Origin of the sequence: Planococcus massiliensis (assembly GCF_000821325.1) — a bacterium.
Classification (GTDB): domain Bacteria; phylum Bacillota; class Bacilli; order Bacillales_A; family Planococcaceae; genus Planococcus; species Planococcus ruber.
The window spans coordinates 1177271-1199393 of the sequence record NZ_CCXS01000001.1 but is presented as its reverse complement, the minus strand read 5'-3'; the positions used below and the strand labels follow the sequence as shown (position 1 = coordinate 1199393).

Annotated in this window: 19 protein-coding genes and 1 other annotated feature; of the genes, 3 read left to right on the top strand and 16 right to left on the bottom strand. The window is 44.2% G+C overall.

What is annotated here, in order from left to right; translation table 11 throughout:
• Positions 1–91: 91 nt before the first annotated feature.
• From BN1080_RS05740 to BN1080_RS05720, 5 genes are all read right to left on the bottom strand, one after another.
• Entirely contained in the window at positions 92–1030 is a 939-nt protein-coding gene (locus tag BN1080_RS05740) for an ABC transporter ATP-binding protein (RefSeq protein WP_052650974.1), read from the bottom strand.
• On the bottom strand, positions 1030–2085 hold the full coding sequence (locus BN1080_RS05735) for an ABC transporter ATP-binding protein (RefSeq protein ID WP_052650973.1): 1056 nt from the start codon (positions 2083–2085) through the stop codon (positions 1030–1032). Before BN1080_RS05735 ends, BN1080_RS05740 begins: the two co-directional genes overlap by 1 nt.
• Positions 2086–2098: 13 nt before the next feature.
• Positions 2099–3118 carry an oligopeptide ABC transporter permease gene (gene opp3C, locus BN1080_RS05730; RefSeq protein ID WP_052650972.1) on the bottom strand — a complete coding sequence of 340 codons (1020 nt, stop codon included), beginning with the start codon at positions 3116–3118 and terminating at the stop codon, positions 2099–2101.
• Positions 3118–4053, bottom strand: coding sequence for an oligopeptide ABC transporter permease (gene opp3b, locus BN1080_RS05725; protein ID WP_052650971.1), 936 nt, complete (start codon positions 4051–4053; stop codon positions 3118–3120). Before opp3b ends, opp3C begins: the two co-directional genes overlap by 1 nt.
• 190 nt (positions 4054–4243) lie before the next feature.
• On the bottom strand, positions 4244–5953 hold the full coding sequence (locus BN1080_RS05720; protein ID WP_052650970.1) for a peptide ABC transporter substrate-binding protein: 1710 nt from the start codon (positions 5951–5953) through the stop codon (positions 4244–4246).
• Positions 5954–6195: 242 nt separating this feature from the next.
• Here BN1080_RS05720 and BN1080_RS05715 point away from each other — a divergent pair, with 242 nt between their 5' ends.
• Both BN1080_RS05715 and trpS read left to right on the top strand, forming a co-directional pair.
• Complete coding sequence (locus BN1080_RS05715) at positions 6196–6537, top strand: DUF3899 domain-containing protein (protein WP_052650969.1); 342 nt, start codon at positions 6196–6198, stop codon at positions 6535–6537.
• Between the two features lie 44 nt (positions 6538–6581).
• Positions 6582–6794 (top strand) — a binding site (T-box leader).
• A gap of 46 nt (positions 6795–6840) precedes the next feature.
• On the top strand, positions 6841–7833 hold the full coding sequence (gene trpS / locus BN1080_RS05710; RefSeq protein WP_052650968.1) for a tryptophan--tRNA ligase: 993 nt from the start codon (positions 6841–6843) through the stop codon (positions 7831–7833).
• A 223-nt stretch (positions 7834–8056) separates the two neighbouring features.
• Here the strand turns inward: trpS and BN1080_RS05705 are convergent, their stop codons facing one another.
• From BN1080_RS05705 to BN1080_RS05670, 8 genes are all read right to left on the bottom strand, one after another.
• A complete protein-coding gene (locus BN1080_RS05705) occupies positions 8057–9718 on the bottom strand; it encodes a peptide ABC transporter substrate-binding protein (RefSeq protein WP_052654427.1) in 1662 nt (553 codons plus the stop codon).
• Positions 9719–9905: 187 nt separating this feature from the next.
• Positions 9906–10823 carry an oligopeptide ABC transporter permease gene (gene opp4C / locus BN1080_RS05700; RefSeq protein ID WP_052650967.1) on the bottom strand — a complete coding sequence of 306 codons (918 nt, stop codon included), beginning with the start codon at positions 10821–10823 and terminating at the stop codon, positions 9906–9908.
• A gap of 12 nt (positions 10824–10835) precedes the next feature.
• A complete protein-coding gene (opp4B, locus tag BN1080_RS05695) occupies positions 10836–11801 on the bottom strand; it encodes an oligopeptide ABC transporter permease (RefSeq protein WP_052650966.1) in 966 nt (321 codons plus the stop codon).
• Between the two features lie 153 nt (positions 11802–11954).
• A complete protein-coding gene (gene opp4A / locus BN1080_RS05690; protein WP_052650965.1) occupies positions 11955–13697 on the bottom strand; it encodes an oligopeptide ABC transporter substrate-binding protein in 1743 nt (580 codons plus the stop codon).
• 30 nt (positions 13698–13727) lie between these two features.
• Positions 13728–14738: an ABC transporter ATP-binding protein gene (locus BN1080_RS05685; RefSeq protein ID WP_052650964.1), complete on the bottom strand. Its 1011-nt coding sequence runs from the start codon at positions 14736–14738 to the stop codon at positions 13728–13730.
• Positions 14735–15781 carry an ABC transporter ATP-binding protein gene (locus BN1080_RS05680; RefSeq protein WP_052650963.1) on the bottom strand — a complete coding sequence of 349 codons (1047 nt, stop codon included), beginning with the start codon at positions 15779–15781 and terminating at the stop codon, positions 14735–14737. Before BN1080_RS05680 ends, BN1080_RS05685 begins: the two co-directional genes overlap by 4 nt.
• A gap of 209 nt (positions 15782–15990) precedes the next feature.
• On the bottom strand, positions 15991–17232 hold the full coding sequence (gene fabF, locus BN1080_RS05675; RefSeq protein ID WP_052650962.1) for a beta-ketoacyl-ACP synthase II: 1242 nt from the start codon (positions 17230–17232) through the stop codon (positions 15991–15993).
• A gap of 26 nt (positions 17233–17258) precedes the next feature.
• Positions 17259–18194, bottom strand: a complete 936-nt coding sequence (locus BN1080_RS05670; RefSeq protein ID WP_052650961.1) for a beta-ketoacyl-ACP synthase III — start codon at positions 18192–18194, stop codon at positions 17259–17261.
• Positions 18195–18382: 188 nt separating this feature from the next.
• On the opposite strand from BN1080_RS05670, the gene BN1080_RS05665 reads away from it, so the two are divergent.
• Complete coding sequence (locus BN1080_RS05665; RefSeq protein WP_052650960.1) at positions 18383–18568, top strand: YjzD family protein; 186 nt, start codon at positions 18383–18385, stop codon at positions 18566–18568.
• A 42-nt stretch (positions 18569–18610) separates the two neighbouring features.
• On the opposite strand, the gene BN1080_RS05660 is transcribed toward BN1080_RS05665, so the two are convergent.
• From BN1080_RS05660 to BN1080_RS05650, 3 genes are all read right to left on the bottom strand, one after another.
• Positions 18611–20740 carry an ATP-dependent Clp protease ATP-binding subunit gene (locus BN1080_RS05660; protein ID WP_110925586.1) on the bottom strand — a complete coding sequence of 710 codons (2130 nt, stop codon included), beginning with the start codon at positions 20738–20740 and terminating at the stop codon, positions 18611–18613.
• A gap of 130 nt (positions 20741–20870) precedes the next feature.
• Complete coding sequence (locus BN1080_RS05655; protein ID WP_052650959.1) at positions 20871–21179, bottom strand: metal-sulfur cluster assembly factor; 309 nt, start codon at positions 21177–21179, stop codon at positions 20871–20873.
• Between the two features lie 66 nt (positions 21180–21245).
• Complete coding sequence (locus tag BN1080_RS05650) at positions 21246–22013, bottom strand: prolyl oligopeptidase family serine peptidase (RefSeq protein WP_052654425.1); 768 nt, start codon at positions 22011–22013, stop codon at positions 21246–21248.
• Between the last annotated feature and the right edge of the window lie 110 nt (positions 22014–22123).

Here is a 22123-nt window from a genome sequence, read left to right as displayed (position 1 = left end):
CTCCCTGTTGTAGTTTAATTTTATCATTATTTCAATAAATTGAAAGAAAAAAACGATGATTCCAAAGTATGGAATCATCGTTTACTTTATATTATTTTACCGCAGCAGATGCTTTCAAGGACTGGAATTCGCTTTCTGAACATTGTACAAAATGCCCAGGGGTGATTTCTCTCATCTTCACATCGTCTTTCTCCGTGTAATTATGGATAGCAGGGTCGTAGGATTTACGGACCCGGTTGCGCTCATAATTCGGATCTGGAAGCGGAATGGCTGAAAGCAAAGATTGAGTATAAGGATGCATTGGATTGTTATATAAATCTTCTGCTGGAGCCAACTCAACCATTTTACCGAAATACATAACGCCGATACGGTCTGAAATGTATTTAACCATCGACAGATCGTGGGCGATAAACAAATACGTTAACCCTTTTTCTTCTTGCAATTCTTTCAATAAATTAACCACTTGCGCCTGGATAGAAACGTCCAGGGCAGAAATCGGTTCATCGGCAATGATAAAATCCGGTTCTACCGCCAGTGCGCGGGCGATTCCTAAACGCTGGCGCTGTCCACCTGAAAATTCATGTGGGTAACGGTTCGCGTGCTCTTTGTTCAATCCAACTGTTTCGAGCAAATCAAAAACCATTTTCTTGCGGTCTGCTGCATTTTTAGCCAGGCCGTGAATATCAATGCCTTCAGCTATAATGTCCATGACTTTCATACGAGGATTCAAGGAAGCATAAGGATCCTGGAAAATCATCTGCATTTTGCGATTGAACTTTTTCAAATCTTTCTTGGATTTCTTGCCATGTACGTTTTCGCCTTCATAAAAAACGTCGCCTGAAGTTGCATCGTACAATCGGATGATCGAGCGGCCAGTTGTAGATTTCCCACAACCGGATTCCCCTACCAATCCAAGTGTCTCACCGCGATAAATATCGAAGCTGATGCCGTCTACCGCTTTTACTTCATTGGGTTTGCCTACATTAAAATGCTGTTTTAACTCTTTGATTTCAAGTAATTTTTCTGCCATCAAATTGCGCCCCCTTCATAATATCGGCTTCCCGGAAATTTCTTCATGCGCTCGATAACCGTCGCAGGAGGATCCACTTGCGGAGCATCCGGATGCAAGAGCCAAGTTGCAGCAGAATGTGTATCGCTGACTTTAAAGAATGGAGGGTTTTGCTCCATATCAATTTGCAATGCATATTCGCTGCGAAGTGCAAACGCATCTCCTTTAGGCGGATCCAAAAGGTCCGGAGGAGTTCCTGGAATGGCATATAATTTCGCTTCTTCTGTATCCAATGAAGGCATTGAACTTAATAGTCCCCATGTATATGGATGCTGTGGATTATAGAAAATTTCATCCACTGTTCCAATTTCCACAATCTTGCCGCCGTACATAACAGCTACACGGTCAGCTACATTCGCAACAACCCCTAAATCATGGGTTATGAAAATGATCGATGTGTCGATTTTTTTCTGAAGGTCTTTCATCAGCTCTAGAATCTGCGCTTGGATCGTAACATCGAGTGCCGTAGTCGGCTCATCCGCAATCAAGATTTGCGGATTGCAGGCTAAGGCGATGGCAATTACGATACGTTGGCGCTGACCGCCTGAGAATTGGTGCGGATATTGCTTCATCCGCAATTCTGGCTTAGGCATCCCAACAAGGCGAAGCAAATCGATCGCTACTTTTTTCGCTTCTTCTTTGCCAATTTTTTGGTGTTTCAATAACGGTTCAGTAATTTGACGGCCAATCGGCATCGTCGGGTTTAAAGAAGTCATTGGATCTTGGAAAATCATCGAAATGTCTTTTCCACGAATCTTCTGCATTTCTTTATCGCTCAATTTCGTCAGATCACGGCCGCCAAATAGGATTTCTCCATTTTTAAATTCAGCTGAATGATCAGGCAATAAACGCATGATCGATTTTGTCGTAACCGATTTACCAGAACCGGATTCTCCTACAATTGCTAACGTTTCACCTTTGTATAAATCAAAGTTAACGCCTCGGATCGCTTTGACTTCCCCACCAAATGTGTTAAAGGAAAGCTCGAGGTCTTTTACTTGTAAAATTTTCTCCATTTAACTTTCCTCCTTAATCTTTCATCTTCGGATCCAGCGCATCACGAAGACCATCGCCGATCAAGTTGAAGCAAATCATGATAATACTTAATAGGACAGCCGGGAATGCTAAGATATGCGGCTGGTATTGAAGCAATTTATAACCATCGTTGATCAATGTTCCAAGCGATGCATCGGGTGCTTGAAGACCAAGTCCAATGAAACTTAAGAAAGCCTCGAAGAAAATGGCGCCAGGAATCGTGAACATCGTATTGATGATGATGATGCCTAACACGTTAGGCATTAAGTGTTTCCAAATAATGCGGGAATCGCTCGCCCCTAATGTGCGGGAAGCCAAAACGAATTCCTGGGATTTGTATTTCAGTACTTGTCCACGAACTACTCGTGACATCCCCGTCCAACCGGTGATGGTCAAAGCGATAATGATCGCGAGAATCCCCGGATCCATGATCAAGATGAAGAGAATAACAACAACCAAGTTTGGAATACCTGTTAAAATTTCGACGACACGCTGCATGATATCATCAATGCGGCCACCGAAGTAACCGGAAATTCCGCCGTAAATAACACCGATAAGCATGTCGATTGCGGCAGCGACAAATGCGATGAATAGGGATACTTGCGTTCCTTTCCATACACGCGAGAACATGTCACGGCCAAGCCCATCAGTTCCGAACCAATAGTTGACTTCGACATTTTTCATATCATACAAGTCGACTTCTTTGCCGCCAAGAGAACCTGTTCCGTCCATGATCCCAAGTTTTTCAATTCCTGGAATCTTGGGCGGCAAGTTTGCATGCGTGATTGTTTGAGCATTTGGCTCGTAAGGGCTGATCATTGGTCCAACAAAAGACATGATGACAATCAATCCGAAAAGGATGATACTGACGATTGCCCCTTTATTTTTCTTTAGGCGCATCCAAGCATCTTGCCAGAAGCTGACACTCGGCTTCGTGATGCGTTCTGCCTGTTTTGTGTCTACCGTGATGCGTTCAAATGAACCTTTTGGCAGTTTTTCTAGATTTTGGGTCATTAGTTTTTACCTCCTGAAAGACGGATGCGCGGATCGATAACGCCGTACAAAATATCGACAATCAAGATAACGATAATTAGGAAGACTGAGAAGAAAATCGTTGTTCCCATAATGATTGAGAAGTCATTCACCATGATTGATTTTACAAACTGCTCCCCGATTCCTGGAATTGCAAAAATTTGCTCGACTACTAAAGAACCAGTAAGAATACCGACTGCCATTGGTCCAAGAACCGTAATTAACGGAATCAATGCGTTGCGGATCGCATGTTTAAATGCAATTTCTGAACCGCTGGCGCCTTTTGCTTTTGCTAAAGTGATATAGTCAGAACCTAAAACTTCAATCATTTCTGTACGAATGAAACGAGCCGCTGTTGCAAGCGGGAACATTGCCAGTGCGATTGATGGCAGGACGCTGGACATAAAGCCGTCTTTCCACAAAGCAACAGGGAACCATTCCAGCTTTAAGCCGAACCAATATTGCAGCAAAGAAGCAAATACAAACGATGGTATTGATATCCCAATAATTGCAACTAGTGTACTGGAGTAGTCAATCCACGTATTTTGCCTCAAGGCAGCAACCATTCCAAGCAAGATGCCGAGAATTGTTCCCAGCACCATACCTTGGAAACCAATTTGAGCGGATGGACCCATACGGCTAATAATCAGGTCTGTAACATTTGCTCCTTTAAATTGGTTAATTGAAATACCTAAATCCCCTTTTAACAAGCCAAACATATAGTCAAAATATTGAACAGGCAGAGGTTCATCTAAACCATACCGTGCTTCTACTACTGCCCTTTGTTCTGGAGATAATTTATCTGCGGAAGCGATAGGGGAACCTGGTAAAATCTTCATTAAGAAAAATGTAAATGTTGCAATCAATGCCAATGTGATCACCATATAGATTAATCGTTTGCCGATGTATCGTGCCATGTTGCACCTCCAAAAAATAATTCTATTTCACAAGCTATGTGCATTGACAATAGGCTTGTTCTTTTCGATAGTTAGCAGAAAATGGTCAATTTTCGGTGAATTCGCCTGCATTAGAAAAGAGAGTATATCGTCCAAATACCAGCGATATACTCTCTTTCTATTTGTTTTTCACAGAGGCCGGGTAATTAACTTATTTACCTGAAATGTAAGCCCATTTGTAGCTGTAATCTCCGCCGAATGGGTGAGAGATAATGTCATGCACGTAAGGTTTTTGAAGAGACATCAAACCGCGTTGGTAAATTGGTGCGATTGCAGCATCTTCTTCGATCAAGATTTGTTCTGCTTTAGCCATAGCTTCCCAGCGACCAGCAAGATCTTGAGCCAAATCGCCTTTCGCTTGATCAACTAAAGTATCAAATTCTTCGTTAGAGTAGGACATTTTGTTTTGAGCAGATCCTGTTACGAATAGGTCAATGAATGTCATTGGATCCTGATAGTCAGGGCCCCAACCAGAGTTTTGGATATCATAGTCTTGTGCTTCATCAAGCTCTAAGCGAACTCCGAAAGGAACAGCTTTAAGCTCAAGAGTCAAACCTTCAAGGTTTTCTTCAAGTTGAGATTTCATGTACTCGTCCATTTTCTTAGCAAGCTCTGAATCTCCACCTAGCATTTCAAGTGTAACTTCAGTCAAGCCAAGCTCTTCCATTCCAGTTGCCCAGAATTTCTTCGCTTCTTCAGCGTTGAATTCGTTCATGTCGCCGTTAACTTCACGGAAGTCCGCATTGTTTTCATCGAATGTGAATTCAGTTGGTACTAGGTAGTTAGCTGGCAATGAACCGTTTGCTAATACTACATCAACTAGGTCTTGTTTGTTGAAAGCCATAGAAATCGCTTTACGGATATTTACGTTTGCAAGTGGAGTCTGTTCTCCATTGCGCTCTTGGTTAAATTTCAAGTAGAACACAGTTGGTTCTAGTTCTCTTACAACATCTGGATCTTCAGCATATTGCATTGCGAATTCACCAGATAGACCTGTACGGTCTTTTTCGCCTGAAGTATAAAGGTTGATTGCAGTGCTAGTTTCTTTAACAACGTCTACGTTGATTGTTTCAAGTTTAACTGTTTCTGCATCCCAGTACTCAGGGTTTTTCTCCATAGACCAAGTCAAGCCAGTGCCATCCCAGTTTGTTAACATGAATGGACCGTTGTAAAGCAAGTTATCTGAGTTAGAAGCGTAAGCATCGCCTTTTTCAGTAACGAAAGCTTCGTTCAATGGGTAGAAAGTTCCGAAAGCCATTAGTGACATGAAGTATGGGGTAGGGCGCTCAAGAGTAACTTCTAGAGTTTTCTCGTCAACAGCTTTAACTCCCAATTCAGCTTTGTCCATTTCGCCTGCAGCAATTGCTTCAGCGTTTTTAATCGTACCAGCCATCATGTATGGGCCGTAAGGTGATCCAGTCGCAGGATCGATCGCACGCTGCCAAGAGAATACGAAATCGTTAGCAGTTACTGGTTCGCCGTTAGACCATTTAGCATCACGTAATTTGAAAGTGTAAGTTAATCCATCTTCGCTGACTTCTGGTTCAGCTTCTGCAAGAGCAGGTTCAGCAACGTTTTCTTGGTTTAAACGGAATAAACCTTCGTTAACGTTGTTCATGATGTTGAAAGCAACGGCATCCTCAGCCAATGATGAATCCATTGTTGGGATTTCTGCACCTTCCATCAAGTTAAGTACTTGTTCAGCATCTGGTTCTCCTGCTGGTTCTTCTCCGGCTGCTTTATCGTCGCCGTCTGTCTCTGGTGTTTCAGCTTTATCGTCATCCCCGCCGCCACATGCAGCTAGGAAAGCGCTAAGAACTAAAACAAGGCTAAGTAGCCAAAATAACTTGCTGTTCTTCACTTAGGTGACCCCCTTAAATTTTCTGAAAAATTGGTACACTGTTTATTATACATAATCTTTTTTTCTTGTACAGTACTTTTTTTAAAAGTATTTACACTTTTGTAACAATTGTGTTTCAACATTATTACACAAAAAGCCGTGATTATTGAAGTTATCAGCATTTTCGAGGTGGAATTATTTTCATTATTTTTTTGATTTTTTTTTCAAGTTCTTCTACAATTAATAAGAATTGAGGTGCAAAAATGAAAAAATTGGTGATAAGTGTCATTGTTGTGCAGGTGCTAATTTTACTGACCATGCTCATTCGAAGCGAGCCTTTCTCCCTGCTTTCTTATATAAATAATTCGTTTATTTTTGGAGGGGTCCTGGTTTTTATCGGTTTATGGGTGTTTGTCATCAGGACAGGAGTTTTCGATATCTTTACACTCAGTATGCGGAAATTCTTCAAAGTCAGATCCACTCTCGAAGATGATGAAATGCGGGCCCCTTCCGAAATTTTCTCGCTGTCGGCTACACCACTATTGATCATCGGCGGCGTGACATTGCTTTTTATGGCGATTTCCTTATTGATTTATGAACTTTAACCGTTGCACAAAAAAAGTTTTTTGTATTATACTTAGAAAATAAACATTGAGCGATGAGAAAGAAGAGTAAATGCAGTTTCTTCTATATAGAGAGCCTGTGGTCGGTGGAAACAGGCAGAGAGCTGCATTGAATGGACTTTTGAGCTGAAACAGTGAAGTAACAGTAGCTGTTTCCGTGATCTTCACGTTATGAAGAAGAGTGGCCAAATACGGCAACTAGGGTGGTACCGCGGAAAAACACATCATTCGTCCCTTTTTTACAGGGATGTGTGCTGTGTTTTTTTATTAGGAGGAGGAAAAGAAATGAAGAAAAAAATCTTTTCAGGCGTTCAGCCTACCGGTACAGTCACACTAGGAAATTACATCGGTGCGTTTAAACAATTTACTGATCTGCAAGATGAATTTGACTGCATTTTTTGCATTGTCGACCAACACGCCATCACCATGCCGCAAGAACGGTTAGAACTCAGAAAAAATATTAAGGCTCTTGCAGCTCTTTACTTGGCTGTCGGGATCGATCCCGAGAAAGTCACCCTATTTATCCAATCTGAAGTTCCCGCACATGCCCAAGCCGGATGGATGATGCAATGCGTCTCTACTATTGGCGAATTGGAGCGCATGACCCAATATAAAGATAAATCAGCGAAGACCGCTTCTGTGTCTGCTGGATTATTGACTTATCCTCCGCTAATGGCTGCTGATATACTGCTCTACCAAACAGATGTTGTGCCTGTTGGCGATGATCAGAAGCAGCATATTGAACTGACGCGCGATTTAGCAGAACGGTTCAACAAAAAATACAACGATGTTTTGACCATTCCGGAAATCCGCGTTCCGAAAAACGGCGCGCGCATCATGTCGCTGCAAGATCCTACTAAAAAAATGAGCAAGTCGGATGCCAATAAAAAATCTATCGTCACGTTATTGGACGATTTAAAAACGATTGAAAAGAAAATCAAATCAGCTGTGACGGATTCGGAAGGGATCGTCAAATACGATCCAACAAACAAACCAGGGATTTCAAACCTCTTGACGATTGAAGCCGCACTTACGGATGCAAGCATCGATTCGCTTGTTGCTAAATATGAAGGCGTCGGCTATGGCGACTTCAAAGCTTCCGTCGCGTCAGCCGTAACTGCTCACTTGGCTCCTATCCAAGAACGCTATAAAGAATTATTGGACTCGGAAGAATTGGACCGCATTTTGGACGAAGGCGCCGAAAAAGCGAATTTCTTAGCCAATAAGACATTAAAGAAAATGGAAAATGCGATGGGCTTAGGCCGCAAGCGCAAATAAAGAATGAAAGAGGCTGCATTTTGCAGCCTCTTTCATTTTTTCAGGATTTCCTGCGTGAAGCGCCTTATGCCTTTCGGGGCTGACGGGCCGCTTCCGCTTTTCTTATTGTCCAGACTCCAGCGGCCAGCCCCTCGGGATCATAAGTCCCTTCGCTACGGAAATCAGGATTTCCTGCGTGAAGCGCCTTATGCCTTTCGGGGCTGACGGGCCGCTTCCGCTTTTCTTATTTCCCAGAGATGTACGCCCATTTATAGCTGTAGTCTCCTCCAAACGGATGCGAGATGATGTCGTTGACATACGGTTTCTGCAAGGACATCCGGCCGCGCTGATAGATCGGTGCGATTGCCGCATCTTCTTCTATCAGAATCTGTTCAGCTTGCGCCATTGCTTCCCAGCGTCCTTCAAGGTCTTGAGCCAGCTCTCCTTTGGCTGCATTGACCAACTCATCAAACTCAGGATTTGAATAGGACATTTTGTTTTGAGGGGAATCGGTTACGAACAAGTCGATGAATGTCATCGGATCTTGATAGTCCGGACCCCAACCGGAATTTTGAATATCGTAATCTTGTGCTTCATCCCGTTCTAGGCGAACACTGAACGGGACGGTATTAATTTCAATCGTTAAGCCTTCAAGATTTTCTTCAAGCTGGGCTTTCATGTATTCGTTTAATTTTTTTGACGTCTCGGTGTCGTCTCCTAAATAATCCAAGGTCACTTCACTGACACCGAGTTCTTGCAATCCGGTTTCCCAATATTGCTTCGCCTCTTCTGCATTGAATTCATTCATGTCTCCGTTGATGTCTCGGAAATCTTCGTTATTTTCATTGAACGTAAATTCTGTCGGTACAAGATAGTTCGCAGGCAAGGATCCGTTAGCCAGCACGACATCCACTAAATCCTGCTTATTGAAAGCCATCGATATGGCTCTTCGGATGTTTTCATTGGCGAGCGGCGTCTCTTCCCCATTCCGTTTCTGATTAAATTTCAAGTAGAAGATGCTTGGTTCGAGTTCCGTCACAACTTCCGGATCTTCTGCATATTGCATTGCGAATTCTCCTGACAATCCAGCCCGGTCTTTTTCTCCGGATGTATAGAGATTTACAGCTGTGCTCGGTTCTTTAATCACGTCCACATTGATGGTTTGAAGCTGAACCGTCTCTGCATCCCAATATTCCGGATTCTTTTCCATTGACCAGGTTAGCCCCGTTCCGTCCCAGTTCGTCAGCATAAACGGTCCGTTGTACAGCACATTATCGGAGTTGGACGCATATGCATCTCCCTTATCCGTTACAAAAGCTTCGTTCTGAGGATAGAAAGTGCCAAATGCCATCAATGACATAAAGTATGGCACCGGACGTTCAAGGGTTACAACTAACGTTTTATCATCAGTCGCTTCTACTCCCAGTTCGGCTTTGTCCATTTCACCAGCTGCAATCGCTTCTGCATTTTTGATGGTTCCTGCCATCATATAAGGCCCGTATGGTGAGCCGGTTGCGGGGTCGATCGCCCGTTGCCAAGCAAATACAAAGTCATTTGCAGTAACTGGTGTTCCATCAGACCAATTAGCCTCACGCAAAGTAAAGGTATACGTCAAACCATCTTCGCTGATTTCAGGTTCGCTTTCAGCGAGAGCCGGTTCAGCCATATTTTCCTGATTCAACCGAAACAATCCTTCATTGACATTGTTCAAGATATTGAAGGCTACTGCGTCTTCCGCTAAAGCCGAATCCATTGTTGGAATTTCAGCGCTTTCAATTAAATTCAATACTTGTTCCGCATCAGGTTCTCCTGTTCCTCCGCCCGTACCGCCTTCATTATTCCGGCTGCCCTCATCGCTTCCTCCATTGCCGCCACAAGCTGCTAAAAACCCACTTATCACCAGCATGAAAATAAGTAAGATCGGTCTTTTCTTGGTGAACACGGGAATGCCTCCTTATTTTTCCGAAAAGATTGATTTTTTTAATTATAACTCTTCTATTATACTTTTGCACTTTATTTTGATAAATATTAATATTTTGACTTATCGCTTTTTATTCTATAAAAAAGAGCCGCATTGGAGGCGGCTCTTGCTTTTAACGAAGTGATTTGGGGTTAAGTGCATCTTTCAATCCTTCACCGATAAAATTGATGGATAGAATCGTCAATGTGATAATGAAAGCCGGCGGCATCCAAATCCAGGGTTTGCCTTGCAATACGTCAGGTTCATTTGCCGAGGACAGCATGTTGCCCCAACTTGGGGTGGCTTGCGGAACCCCGAATCCTAAATAGCTCAATGCGGCTTCCGCAACAATCATGCTGGCAAAGATCAAAGTGGCCTGCACAATGATTGTCGACATGACGTTCGGCAGCAAGTGCTTCCGGATGACTTTCCACGGCGAACAGCCGATGGACAACGCCGCCAAAATGTATTCATTCTCCTTCTCAGCGAGAACTTTGCTTCGCACCAGCCGCGCAACCCCGCCCCAGCTCAAGACGCCAATCACTAAAATCAGCACCCATAGGCCGTCTACTATGCCATACAAAATCGTATTTAAAACGATAACAAATACCAAAAATGGGAAGTTCAAAACGAAATCCGTAAAACGCATCAGGATATTGTCTACCATGCCGCCGAAAAATCCGGCAATTGAACCGACGAGCGTTCCTAGAGTCACTACGATCAGAGTCGCGCTAAAACCGACCAATAAGGAAATGCGCCCCCCGTAAAATAATCTTGTCAGGACATCCCTCCCGCTCTTATCGGTTCCAAGCAAATGCTCCCCGTTCGGCTGAATGTTCATCGATCCAATATTTACTTTTGTAACATCTGGGAGCGGCGATAAAAAATTCGCTACGAATGGTGCAGATAAAGACATGATGGTGACCAGTAGGATGAAAATGCTGCTAGCCATAGCTAGTTTATTCCGCAAAAATTTCTTTCTAGCAATCTGCCAGGGAGACAAGCTTCTTTCCGGCTTCTTTTGCTGTGAGATGGTAGTAGTTGATGCCATAATTGCTCCTCCTTAGTCCAGACGGATTCGTGGATCCACGATTCCGTATAAGATGTCTGCGATTAAATTCCCAGCAAGTGTCAAGAACGACAAAAGCATTGTTAAGGCCATTAAGGTCGGATAATCCCTGCTGGTAACTGAATCAAGGAAAAGCTGGCCAATGCCCGGATATGTGAAAATGGTTTCAGTAATGATGGCGCCGCCGATAAGTGCAGCAAAATCAAACCCTAAAAAGGTAACTAATGGAATAATAGAATTTCTTAAAATATGGACATTGTAAATTTTCTTGAGCGGCGTCCCTTTTGCACGCGCTGTGCGCACAAAATCTTTTCGGGAATTTTCAATAATATCATTGCGCAAGAACTGGGTATATGAAGCGGTACTCATTGCTCCTAAAACTAAGGCAGGCAGCAATACATGATGAAGCCGGCTGAACCAGTAGTCGAGCGTACCTTCCTCTACTAAAATATCGACAGATCCTCCGAATGGGAACCAATTTAAATGGAAGGAGAAAAAGTATATAGCAAATACAGCTGCGACAAAGGAAGGAATTGCGAGCATGATATAATTCACTCCAGCTATCGCATTGTCTCCGATTGTATACGGTTTACGCCCTGAATACATGCCCATTAGAAATGCAAGAATATAGGTTATGAGCAAGGACATGACCCCAAGAAACAGCGTATTGGGGATTTTCTCGATAATCACATCTGCTACCGGAACTTTAAAGCGCGTTGATTTTCCGAAATCGCCTTGCAGAAAACCGGTAATCCAGTCGAAATATTGAACAGGAAGCGGTTCGTTATACCCTAATTTTTCTCTCATTTCTGCTATGTATTCCGGATTCGTATTGAGTGGATCGATTTCGCCGCTCAAGGAATCTCCCGGCATCAATTTCGCTAAAGTAAATACCACAATGGATATCAGGATGAGCATAGGTATCATTCCAAGCAACCTTCTAATCGTATATTTCAGCATATATACTCTCCTTGTCTGTCATATTCTCAGCTGCGCTCCCGGGCACGGTAAGAATTGTTTGCCATCAAACATCCCTTACCGTGCATAAGAGCCAATAATGATTCAACGATGGGCGACTTGCTGCGCCCACCGTTGAATGAAAATCTACTATTATTATTCTGTTACAAACCATTCGGCTGGGCTGTTAGAACCTGATACATCAAATTCAGTTCCGCCAACACGTTCGTTCATAGCTACAATTTCTTCCAGTTCAGCAATATAAAGCATTGGCACTTCTTCGTTGACGATCTTCTGCCATTCGATGTAAAGGTCCGCACGTTTTTGCTGATCTGTTCCCACAATGTCAATATTTAAAGCATCATCAAGCAATTGATCTGCTTCCGGATTGTTGTAGCGCGGGTAGTTCCATAATTGATCTGCTTTCCATAGTCCAGATGGATCCGGGTCTGTGCCAGTTCCCCATCCGCCGAAGAATGTTTCGATTGAAGGATCATCTTTTTCAATCATGTCGTAGTAAAGGTTAACTTCGACCATTTCAAGTTCGGATTTGATGCCGACTTCTTCCCAATATTGCGTGATTGCTTGTGCGCGAGACTCAAATGTCGGATTTCCAGTTGCATAGTGTGAGAATTTCACAACGAACTCGTCGCCGTTCGGATCTTCACGGAAGCCGTCATCATTTGTATCTACGTATCCAGCTGCATCTAACATTTCTTTTGCTTTTTCCGGATCGTATTCATAAGTGTTTAAGTCTGCTTCCGCATCGTCTGCTGCGTTCCAATGTGAAGTTGGAACCGGTTTGTTCACGACATTTGCATAGCCGAAGAAGAATGCATCCACCCATTCTTGGCGGTTGATCGCATACATCATCGCTTGGCGAAGCTCTTTGCTTTGGTATTTCGGAAGTTCTTCCGTGATGGTTTGTGTCGCATTGTCGAATTTGCCAAGCTTGAATCCTACATAATAGTAAGAAAGGCCAGGATATGTGACAATTTCAACGTTTTCTAACGGTTCTACTTCAGGGCCGGAAACCGGTTGAAGCGAAATCATATCGATATCGCCATTTTGCAATGCCCCTACAACAGAAGAGTTGTCGATGACGCGCAAGACGATTTTGTCCAAGTTAACTTCGCCATTCCAGTATTCATCGAAACGAGAAAACTCAACCGATTCGCCGGGAACAATTTTGTCCACTTTGAATGGCCCGATTCCGATTGGTGTTGAACGCACCCATTCAGATGCTGACATTTCAGCTACCGGCACATCGCCAAGAACGGATTCTGGAAGCGGGTAAGACCAAAGGTTCGTCAAGTTGTTCACACGCGCTTCGTCAAATGTGATTTTCACTTCGTAGTCGTTTATCACTTCCACTCCTGAAATCGTATCAGCTTCTCCGTTGCGGTAAGCTTCTGCTCCTTCAATCGTTTGGACGTTTGTATAACGGGGACCGTCATAGTCAGGATCTGCTAACGTTTCGAAAGCGAATACCCAGTCATTGACTGTCAATTCTTCGCCGTTGTGCCATTTAACGCCTTCTTCAAATTTAAAGTTGAAGACTTTGTTGTCTTCTGTTGTCCATGAAGCTACGTTCGGCTCCGGCTCCAGGTTTTCGTTATAATTAATCAATGATTCATCGAATAAGGAAATAACATCAAAGTCTGTTTGAATCCCATAAAATGCCGTAGAAAATAATCCTTCAGGTGGAGCATCGATTCCGTAGACTAACGTGCCGCCTTTTTGCGGTTCTCCGTCAGCTGCCTTATCTTCTGTAGTGCCGTCTTCTTTCTTTGAATCTTTGCTGCTTGTATCGCCATCATCTCCGCCGCAAGCCGCTAGAAATGCGGAAACGACAAGGATCATCGCGAAAAGCCAAAGTAAGGATTTGTTCTTCTTCATACTTTTCCCCCTCAAAAAAATTTTTTTGATTTAATACAGAAGACATGCTGCAAAATGGCCTGGCCGCACTTCTTTTAATGGAGGCTTTTCTTTCGAGCATGCTTCCATTGCCATCGGGCACCGCGTATGGAACGGGCAGCCGGTCGGCGGATTTTGCGGACTTGGCACATCTCCTTCCAGCACAATCCGTTCTTTCTTGATCGCCGTATTTGGTTCTGGGATCGCAGAAATCAAAGCCTGTGTGTAAGGATGCAAAGGTTCTCTGTATAAATCTCTATTTGAAGCAAGCTCAACGAGATTGCCCAAATACATTACTCCGATTCGATCGCTCATATGCTTTACGACGCTCAAATCATGCGCGATAAACAAATAAGTCAAATCGAACTCGATCTGCAATTCCTTCAGCAGATTCAATACTTGCGACTGTACAGATACGTCCAGTGCGGACACCGGTTCATCTGCGACAATCAATTTCGGGTTCAAAGCCAGTGCACGGGCAATCCCGATGCGTTGGCGCTGGCCGCCGGAAAATTCATGGGCGTATTTATAATAGGCCTCTTCCGGCAGTCCGACTCTCGTCAATAATGCTTTGATTTCTTGCTCCAACTCTTTTTTATTGCGCTTCTCGTAATTGAGGATAGGTTCTGCAACAATATCTCCCACCATTTGCATCGGATTTAAGGAGGCATAGGGATCCTGGAAAACCATTTGGAAGTCTCGCCGTGCTTTTTGCAATTTGGAGCCGGTGACTTTCGTGATGTCTTTTCCTTCAAATAGGATTTTTCCATCCGTCGGTTTCAGCAACCGGAGAATCGTCCGGCCAGTTGTCGATTTGCCGCAGCCCGATTCCCCAACCAGCCCTAAGGTTTCACCTTTTCGGATGCTAAAGGACACATCATCCACCGCTTTTACGTTGCCGACGACCCGCTTGAAAAATCCGCCAGTTACCGGATAGTAGGTTTTTAAATTCTGTACATCAAGCAAGACTTCACGATTTTCTAAGCTATCGATTCTTTCCTGGATAAAATCTCTCGTTGTCATAGAACAGGTACCCCTTCTCTTTGGCGTTCTTCTCCTGCCGGCCAGCTTTCATCGTAAAGGAGGCATGCTGCTTCGTGCTGCGGTTCCACTTCTCCCAATTGAGGAGTGACCGTTAAGCATTCCGGCATCGCTTTCGGGCAACGGTTGGCAAACCGGCAGCCGATTTGCGGCATATTTATAATAGAAGGAACTAATCCATCAATTGTTGCTAATTTCTCTACATCTTCATCCATTTTCGGAATCGCCTTCATCAAAAGGTCTGTATAGGGGTGCTTCGGATTGTTGAACAATTCATCTACCGTCGCCTTTTCGACAATCTTCCCTGCATACATAACAATCACTTCATCACAGATTTCCGCTACTACGCCAAGATCATGTGTAATCAGGATTATGGACATATCATTGGTTTCCTGAATATCTTTCAGCAGTTCCAAAATTTGGGCCTGCACCGTAACATCCAAAGCGGTTGTCGGTTCGTCTGCTATGAGCAATTTCGGTTGGCAGGCGATGGCCATCGCGATCATGACCCGTTGTCGCATTCCACCCGATAATTGATGGGGATACTCGTTAACGATTTTATCCGCTCTTGGAATTCCCACACTTTTCAGCAAAGCGATTGAACGGAGCCTCGCTTCTTTTTTAGAAATCGATTCGTGGTTCAAGATCACTTCTTCTATCTGGTAACCGATGGTGAATACGGGATTTAGCGAAGTCATCGGTTCCTGAAAAATCATTGATATCTCTTTGCCCCGTATTTTATTCATCTTTTTATCGCTTAGTTCTGAAATGTTCAATCCTTCAAAGTCAATTTCTCCGCCGCGGATTTTGCCGATGCCGTTCGGCAATAGCTGCATAATGGACAATGACATTACGCTCTTTCCACACCCAGACTCTCCCACGATCCCGACAATTTGTTTTCTGTCGACATTGAACGAGACATCTTCGACTGCATTGTAAAACTTCCGGTCAATTTTAAAGCCCGTTTGTAAATTTCTTACTTGCAAAAGGGGTGTCGTTTTTTTCGTTGTGTAGTTCCCAGTCATGTGAACACCTCAAAATTCTTTTTTTTCTGTCAATTAACTCTAAACAAAGTTTATTACAAAAACATTACCAAGGCAACGCATTTTTTATAATTTTACAAATTATTTAACAATTTCTATAAATATGGTAATTATAGGCATCCCCCCCTCTTATTCAACAAAAGAAAAACCACCAGCTGAAAAATAGCTGATGGTTTTATTGGCGCAAATCATTATTCTGCTAGTTTTTTAAATACTAAAGAAGCATTGTGTCCGCCGAAGCCAAGCGAGTTGCTCATAGCATAAGCAAACTCTGCTTTGCGGGCTTCATTCGGCACGTAGTCCAAATCACATTCTTCATCCGGTGTTTCGTAGTTCATTGTCGGCGGCATGATTCCTTCTTTCAAAGCCAAAGCTGTGAAAATCGCTTCGATTCCGCCTGCCGCTCCCAATAAGTGGCCTGTCATGGATTTAGTAGAGCTCATTCCTAATTTATAGGCATGCTCTCCGAAAACCGTTTTAACTGCCATCGTTTCATATAAATCATTGTATTGGGTACTGGTTCCGTGGGCATTGATGTAGCCGATCTCGGTTTTATCAACACCGCCGTCTTCCAGCGCTTGCGCCATTGCTCTTGCTGCGCCTTCGCCGCCAGGTGCCGGAGCCGTAATATGGTGCGCATCGCCAGTTGAACCGTAGCCAATCAGTTCGGCATAAATTTTCGCACCGCGTGCTTTTGCATGTTCATATTCTTCCAGAATCACAATCCCTGCACCTTCCGCAATAACGAATCCATCACGGTTTTTATCAAATGGGCGTGATGCTGTTGCCGTATCTGTATTTGTCGTTAAGGCTGTGTTCGCTGTAAAGCCGGCTACCGATAAACGAGTGATCGGCGCTTCGGCTCCACCTGAAATCATGACATCCGCATCGCCGCGCTGGATTACTTTGAATGCGTCGCCGATTGAGTTTGTGCCCGACGCACAGGCTGTCACCGAACAAGAGTTGATCGCTTTTGCACCAAAGTGGATGGAAACCTGGCCAGAAGCCATATCCGGAATGATCATCGGCACAAAAAACGGGCTGATGCGGCGAACGCCGCGATCATTCAACACATCCATCTGATTTTCAATCGTTTCCATTCCGCCGATGCCGGAACCGATCCAAACACCAGTACGAAGTGCTGTCTTTTCATCCAGCTCAAGCCCGGCATCCTTCATCGCCATGATGGATGATGCGAGCGCATAATGAGTGAAGCGATCCATCTTGCGGGCTTCTTTCCGTTCAATATAATCTTCGATTGAAAAGTCTTTAACTTCTGCAGCTACTTTAGCTGGATATTGATCTGCATCTAAACGAGTCAGCGGCCCTACACCGGATTTCCCCGACTTTACCGCTTCCCACGTGGTTTCGATATCATTTCCTAAAGGAGTCACTGCCCCAATACCTGTAATTACTACTCGACGATTAGCCATTCTCATTTCTTCCTTTCGCATATCTCTTATTTGCCCCATCTCATTGCGATTGCGCCCCATGTCAATCCGCCGCCAAATCCGACCATGACGACGACATCATCCTCTTTAATCCGTCCTTCTTCCACATCTTCTACAAGAGAAATGGGAATCGAAGCTGCAGATGTATTGCCGTATTTATGGATCGTTTTCGACATTTTCTCTACCGGTAATTCCAAACGGGCCCGTGACGCCTCCATGATGCGGATATTGGCTTGATGAGGAATTAAAAAGTTGACTTCTTCTTTCGTTAATCCTGCTTTTTCAATGACATTGATTGCAGATTCACCCATTTGGCGAACAGCGAATTTAAACACTTCTCTGCCGTTCATCACCAAATGCTTGCCTTCTTGGTAAAGGTTCGAACCGCCGCTGCCATCCGCTCCGAGTTCGAAGGAAAGAATTCCGCGCCCTTCGGATACTTTCCCGATGACTGCTGCTCCGGCTCCGTCGCCGAACAGCACAGCTGTATTGCGGTCTTCCCAGTTCGTAATTTTCGATAATTTTTCCACGCCTACAACGAGAACATATTTATAAACATCGGAATCAATGAATTGTTTAGCAGTAACGACGCCATACATGAAACCTGCGCAGGCAGCTGAAACATCCATAGCCGCAGCATGTACTGCCCCAATCTCCTGTTGGATGACGCATGCCATCGAAGGAAACGGCTGATCCGGTGTAACCGTTGCAACCAAAATCAATCCGATTTCAGCAGGATCGATGTCAGCATCTTTAATTGCTTTCTTCGCTGCCTCTAATGCCATATCGGACGTGTCCTGTTCATCTCTTGCAATTCGGCGCTCTTCAATCCCGGTCATCGTACGGATCCATTCATCAGAGGTATCCATCCGTTTTTCCAAATCGAAGTTCGTTAATTTATCTTCCGGCAAACATCTGCCAATGCCGATAATTCCTGCATTCATTATGGGTCCCTCATTTCAATTTAACATCAATTATTAGTACCTGGTATTAATAATACGCCATATCCTGTTATTTTTCAACTAACTGACATACTTCCGACAAAATATCTTTGATTCTTCGAAACTTTCTTTGTGTATGGAGGACGGTATGATATGATTAAGCTAGATATTTTATGTAGAGGTGAGATTAGATGCAATATATTGGCACATTCTTTTGGTCGTTCTTATTGATTTCTTTATTGAACTATGTGGTAAGCGCTGTACAAAACGTCCATTTCGACTTCATGTTAGGCGTTTATATTTCTCTAATTGTCTCTGTCTTGATTTTTGTTATTTCCGCAATCATCCCAGACGAGCCAGCAGCAGAAAAGCATTAATTAAAAATACGCCATCCGGAATTATCCGGATGGCGTATTTTTTTAATTTCTGGTGATCTTCAAATGCCCCTCTTCCATTCCTAAATGCAAGGTGGCATTTGCTTCGATTTCCCCTTTGATCAATTCCCGGGCAATCTTTGTTTCAATTTCCCTTTGGATAAAGCGTTTTAGCGGACGGGCTCCGAATACCGGATCGGTTCCCGCTTCCACAATATACTCAATGACCGAATCATCGACCGCTAATTCCAATTGCTGGCCTTTCATGCGCTGTGCCAGTTCTCCCAGCATCTTTTTCGCAATTCCATAGAAATGAGAATTGCCGAGTGCGTGGAAAATGACAATATCGTCAATGCGGTTCAACAATTCCGGTTTAAAATGCTTCCGCAATTCGGCCATGACAATGTCTTCAAGATCGTGTTCAGTATCCGTTCCGCCAATGAAAGCGGAGCCGATATTCGAGGTCATGATCACAACCGTATTCGAGAAATTGATCAACCGGCCTTGGCTGTCTGTAATCCGTCCATCATCCAAGATTTGCAGCAAAATATTGGCGACGTCCGGATGCGCTTTTTCGATTTCATCCAAGAGCACCACGGAGTACGGATTTCTGCGAACTGCTTCTGTCAACTGGCCGCCTTCTTCATAGCCAATATAGCCCGGAGGAGCCCCGACCAGACGGGAAACGCTGTGTTTTTCCATATACTCCGACATATCGATGCGGATAAAATGGTCTTCCGAATCGAAAAGGTTCGCAGCCAACGCTTTAGCGAGCTCTGTTTTCCCCACCCCGGTAGGACCTAGGAAAATGAAAGAACCGATTGGCTTTTGTTCATCTTTAATGCCCGCACGAGCGCGCCATACGGCTTCTGTTACCAGTTCAACAGCACGGTCTTGCCCAATGACCCGCTCTTTTAATGTTTCATCCAGTCTTAACAGCTTCTCGCGTTCCCCTTCGACTAACTTCGTAACAGGGATGCCTGTCCATCTGGCGACGATTCCGGCAATTTCATCTTCGGTCACTTCTTCGCGCAAGAGGCGTTCTGCACCGCCTTCATGCAAGTCTTTTTCAAGAACTGCCAGTTCTTTTTCAAGTTCTGGAATTTTGCCGTGGCGGAGGACAGCCGCGGCATTTAAATCGTATTTGTTCTCTGCTTCTTCCAATTGCCGACGATACTGATCCAGCTTTTCACGCTTTTCCTGAATCTTTTTCAGCGATTCTTTTTCTGTGTTCCATTGGTTCTTCATATCTGCCGTGGAAGATTTCAAATCCGCAATTTCTTTTCTCAAAATGGCCAACCGATTTTGGCTCGCCGGATCTTTTTCTTTCATTAAAGCTTGTTCTTCAATTTCCAATTGCATCAAACGGCGAGTAACTTCATCCAGTTCCTGCGGCATCGAATCGATTTCCGTCCGGATCATTGCACACGCTTCGTCGATCAAGTCAATCGCTTTGTCCGGCAAGAAACGTTCGGTAATATAGCGGTCTGACATTGCCGCTGCGGCGACAATGGCCCGGTCATGAATGCGGACCGCATGGTGCAGTTCAAACCGTTCTTTTAACCCTCTCAAGATGGAGACCGTGTCTTCGACAGACGGCTCGCGCACCAGGACCTGTTGGAAACGGCGTTCTAAAGCCGGATCTTTTTCGATGTTCATCCGGTACTCATCAAGTGTCGTTGCACCGATGCAGTACAGTTCGCCACGCGCAAGCATCGGCTTCAGCATATTCCCGGCATCCATTGCCCCTTCGGTTTTTCCTGCTCCGACAATCGTATGGATTTCATCGATGAATAAAATAATTTGGCCGTCGCTGTCTTTTACTTGCTTCAGCACACTTTTTAAGCGTTCTTCAAACTCCCCCCGGTATTTGGCACCGGCAATCAGTGCACTCATGTCGAGTTCGTAAATGATGCGGTCTTTTAACCCTTCTGGCACATCATTTCGGACAATCCTCTGCGCTAATCCTTCGACAATCGCTGTTTTCCCAACCCCAGGCTCTCCAATCAGAACCGGATTGTTTTTCGTTTTGCGCGAAAGAATCCGAATGACATTGCGAATTTCCTGATCCCTTCCGATGACCGGATCCATATTGCCATTTTTCGCTTGTTCCACCATATTTCGACCATATTGTTCCAATGGGGATTTTTGTTCTTCGTTCGTAAATTGAACCATAAAATCACTCCTTAATAAGTTTGACCTTATTTGACTAATTTAATTATATAAAATTACAATTTCTTTGGCAAATAATAACCATAAAAAAACACCGTAAAATCAGATGATTTTACGGTGTTTTATGCTCTCATTATCGAACGCCAAGCGCCATTTTTGCATAACGCGACATATGGTCTTTGCCCCATACTGGCTGCCAAACGATTTTCACGTCTACTTCTTCAATTTCTGGAAGTTCGTACAACGCACGTTTGACCATATCCACGATTTGCGGCCCCATTGGGCATCCCATCGAGGTCAATGTCATCGTCACGACCGCAAACCCATCTTCTGAAAGGTCAAGGTCGTAAACAAGCCCTAAGTTGACGATGTCGACTCCAAGTTCCGGGTCCACTACTTGTTCCAAGGCACCCATCATGCTATCTCTCATGTCTTGATCCATCATAATCCCTCCCTATTCTGCTCTTCTCATCTTACCAAATTTTCTTGGAAAAAGAAATTCAACCGCTTATTCAGCCACATGCTCAGCTAACCAAGCCATAGCTGCAAGCATTCCAGGACGGCTCACCGCATGGCCGGATTCTTTTTCCCGCATAAAACGGATTCGCTCCGGCACTTCGGCATAATCTTCCTTTAACGCGTTATAGAAATTAAAAGTCGGCTCAAAAGGAACCGTCGTATCCTGTTCTCCGTGCCAGAAAAATAAAGGACGCTGTTGGAAGACAGCCCGGTTTTTTGTTCCGTCAAAACGGGCAAGCGTATCCAGCATCTGTTTCCGTTCGTCATCCGTAATCGGCAATTTAAATCCTTTCGATTCAAATTGGGCCATTTGCGCTTTTGCCAATTGGACATAATTGGCAGCACCCATCATGACCGAGGCCGCTTTGATCCATGGATATACTGTCAACGCCCCTAAAGTCGTGATGCCCCCCATCGACGTACCGCCAATGCCAATCTCGCCTACAGCTAAATTCTTTTCGTAGATGGCTGTATGTATTATCGCTAATTCTTCTATTGATGTCAGAACAATCTCCCAAAAACGCAGGCTCATTTGGATTTCATCTAAGCCTTCATCCCGGTCTCCATGCAAATGGGCATCCGGCAAGATGACGCGCATGCCTTCGTTTGCCAATTGATAAGCGTAATGCAGATTATGTTCTTTTGCACTCATATGCCCGTGAAAAAAAACAACTGTCGGCAAAGCTTCTGCAAACCGGTCTTCAGCTGCAACATTCAGGAGCGGGATGCCTTCCCAAATTTCGTGTACCACTTTCACTTTACCCACATCCTTTTTCTTATTCTCCCCAATCGTACCAATGTTCTCCTTCTCCAGCAAACAATCCGCTAAAGCTGACAGAACTTTTTCGAAGCGCCGCATTCCCATGG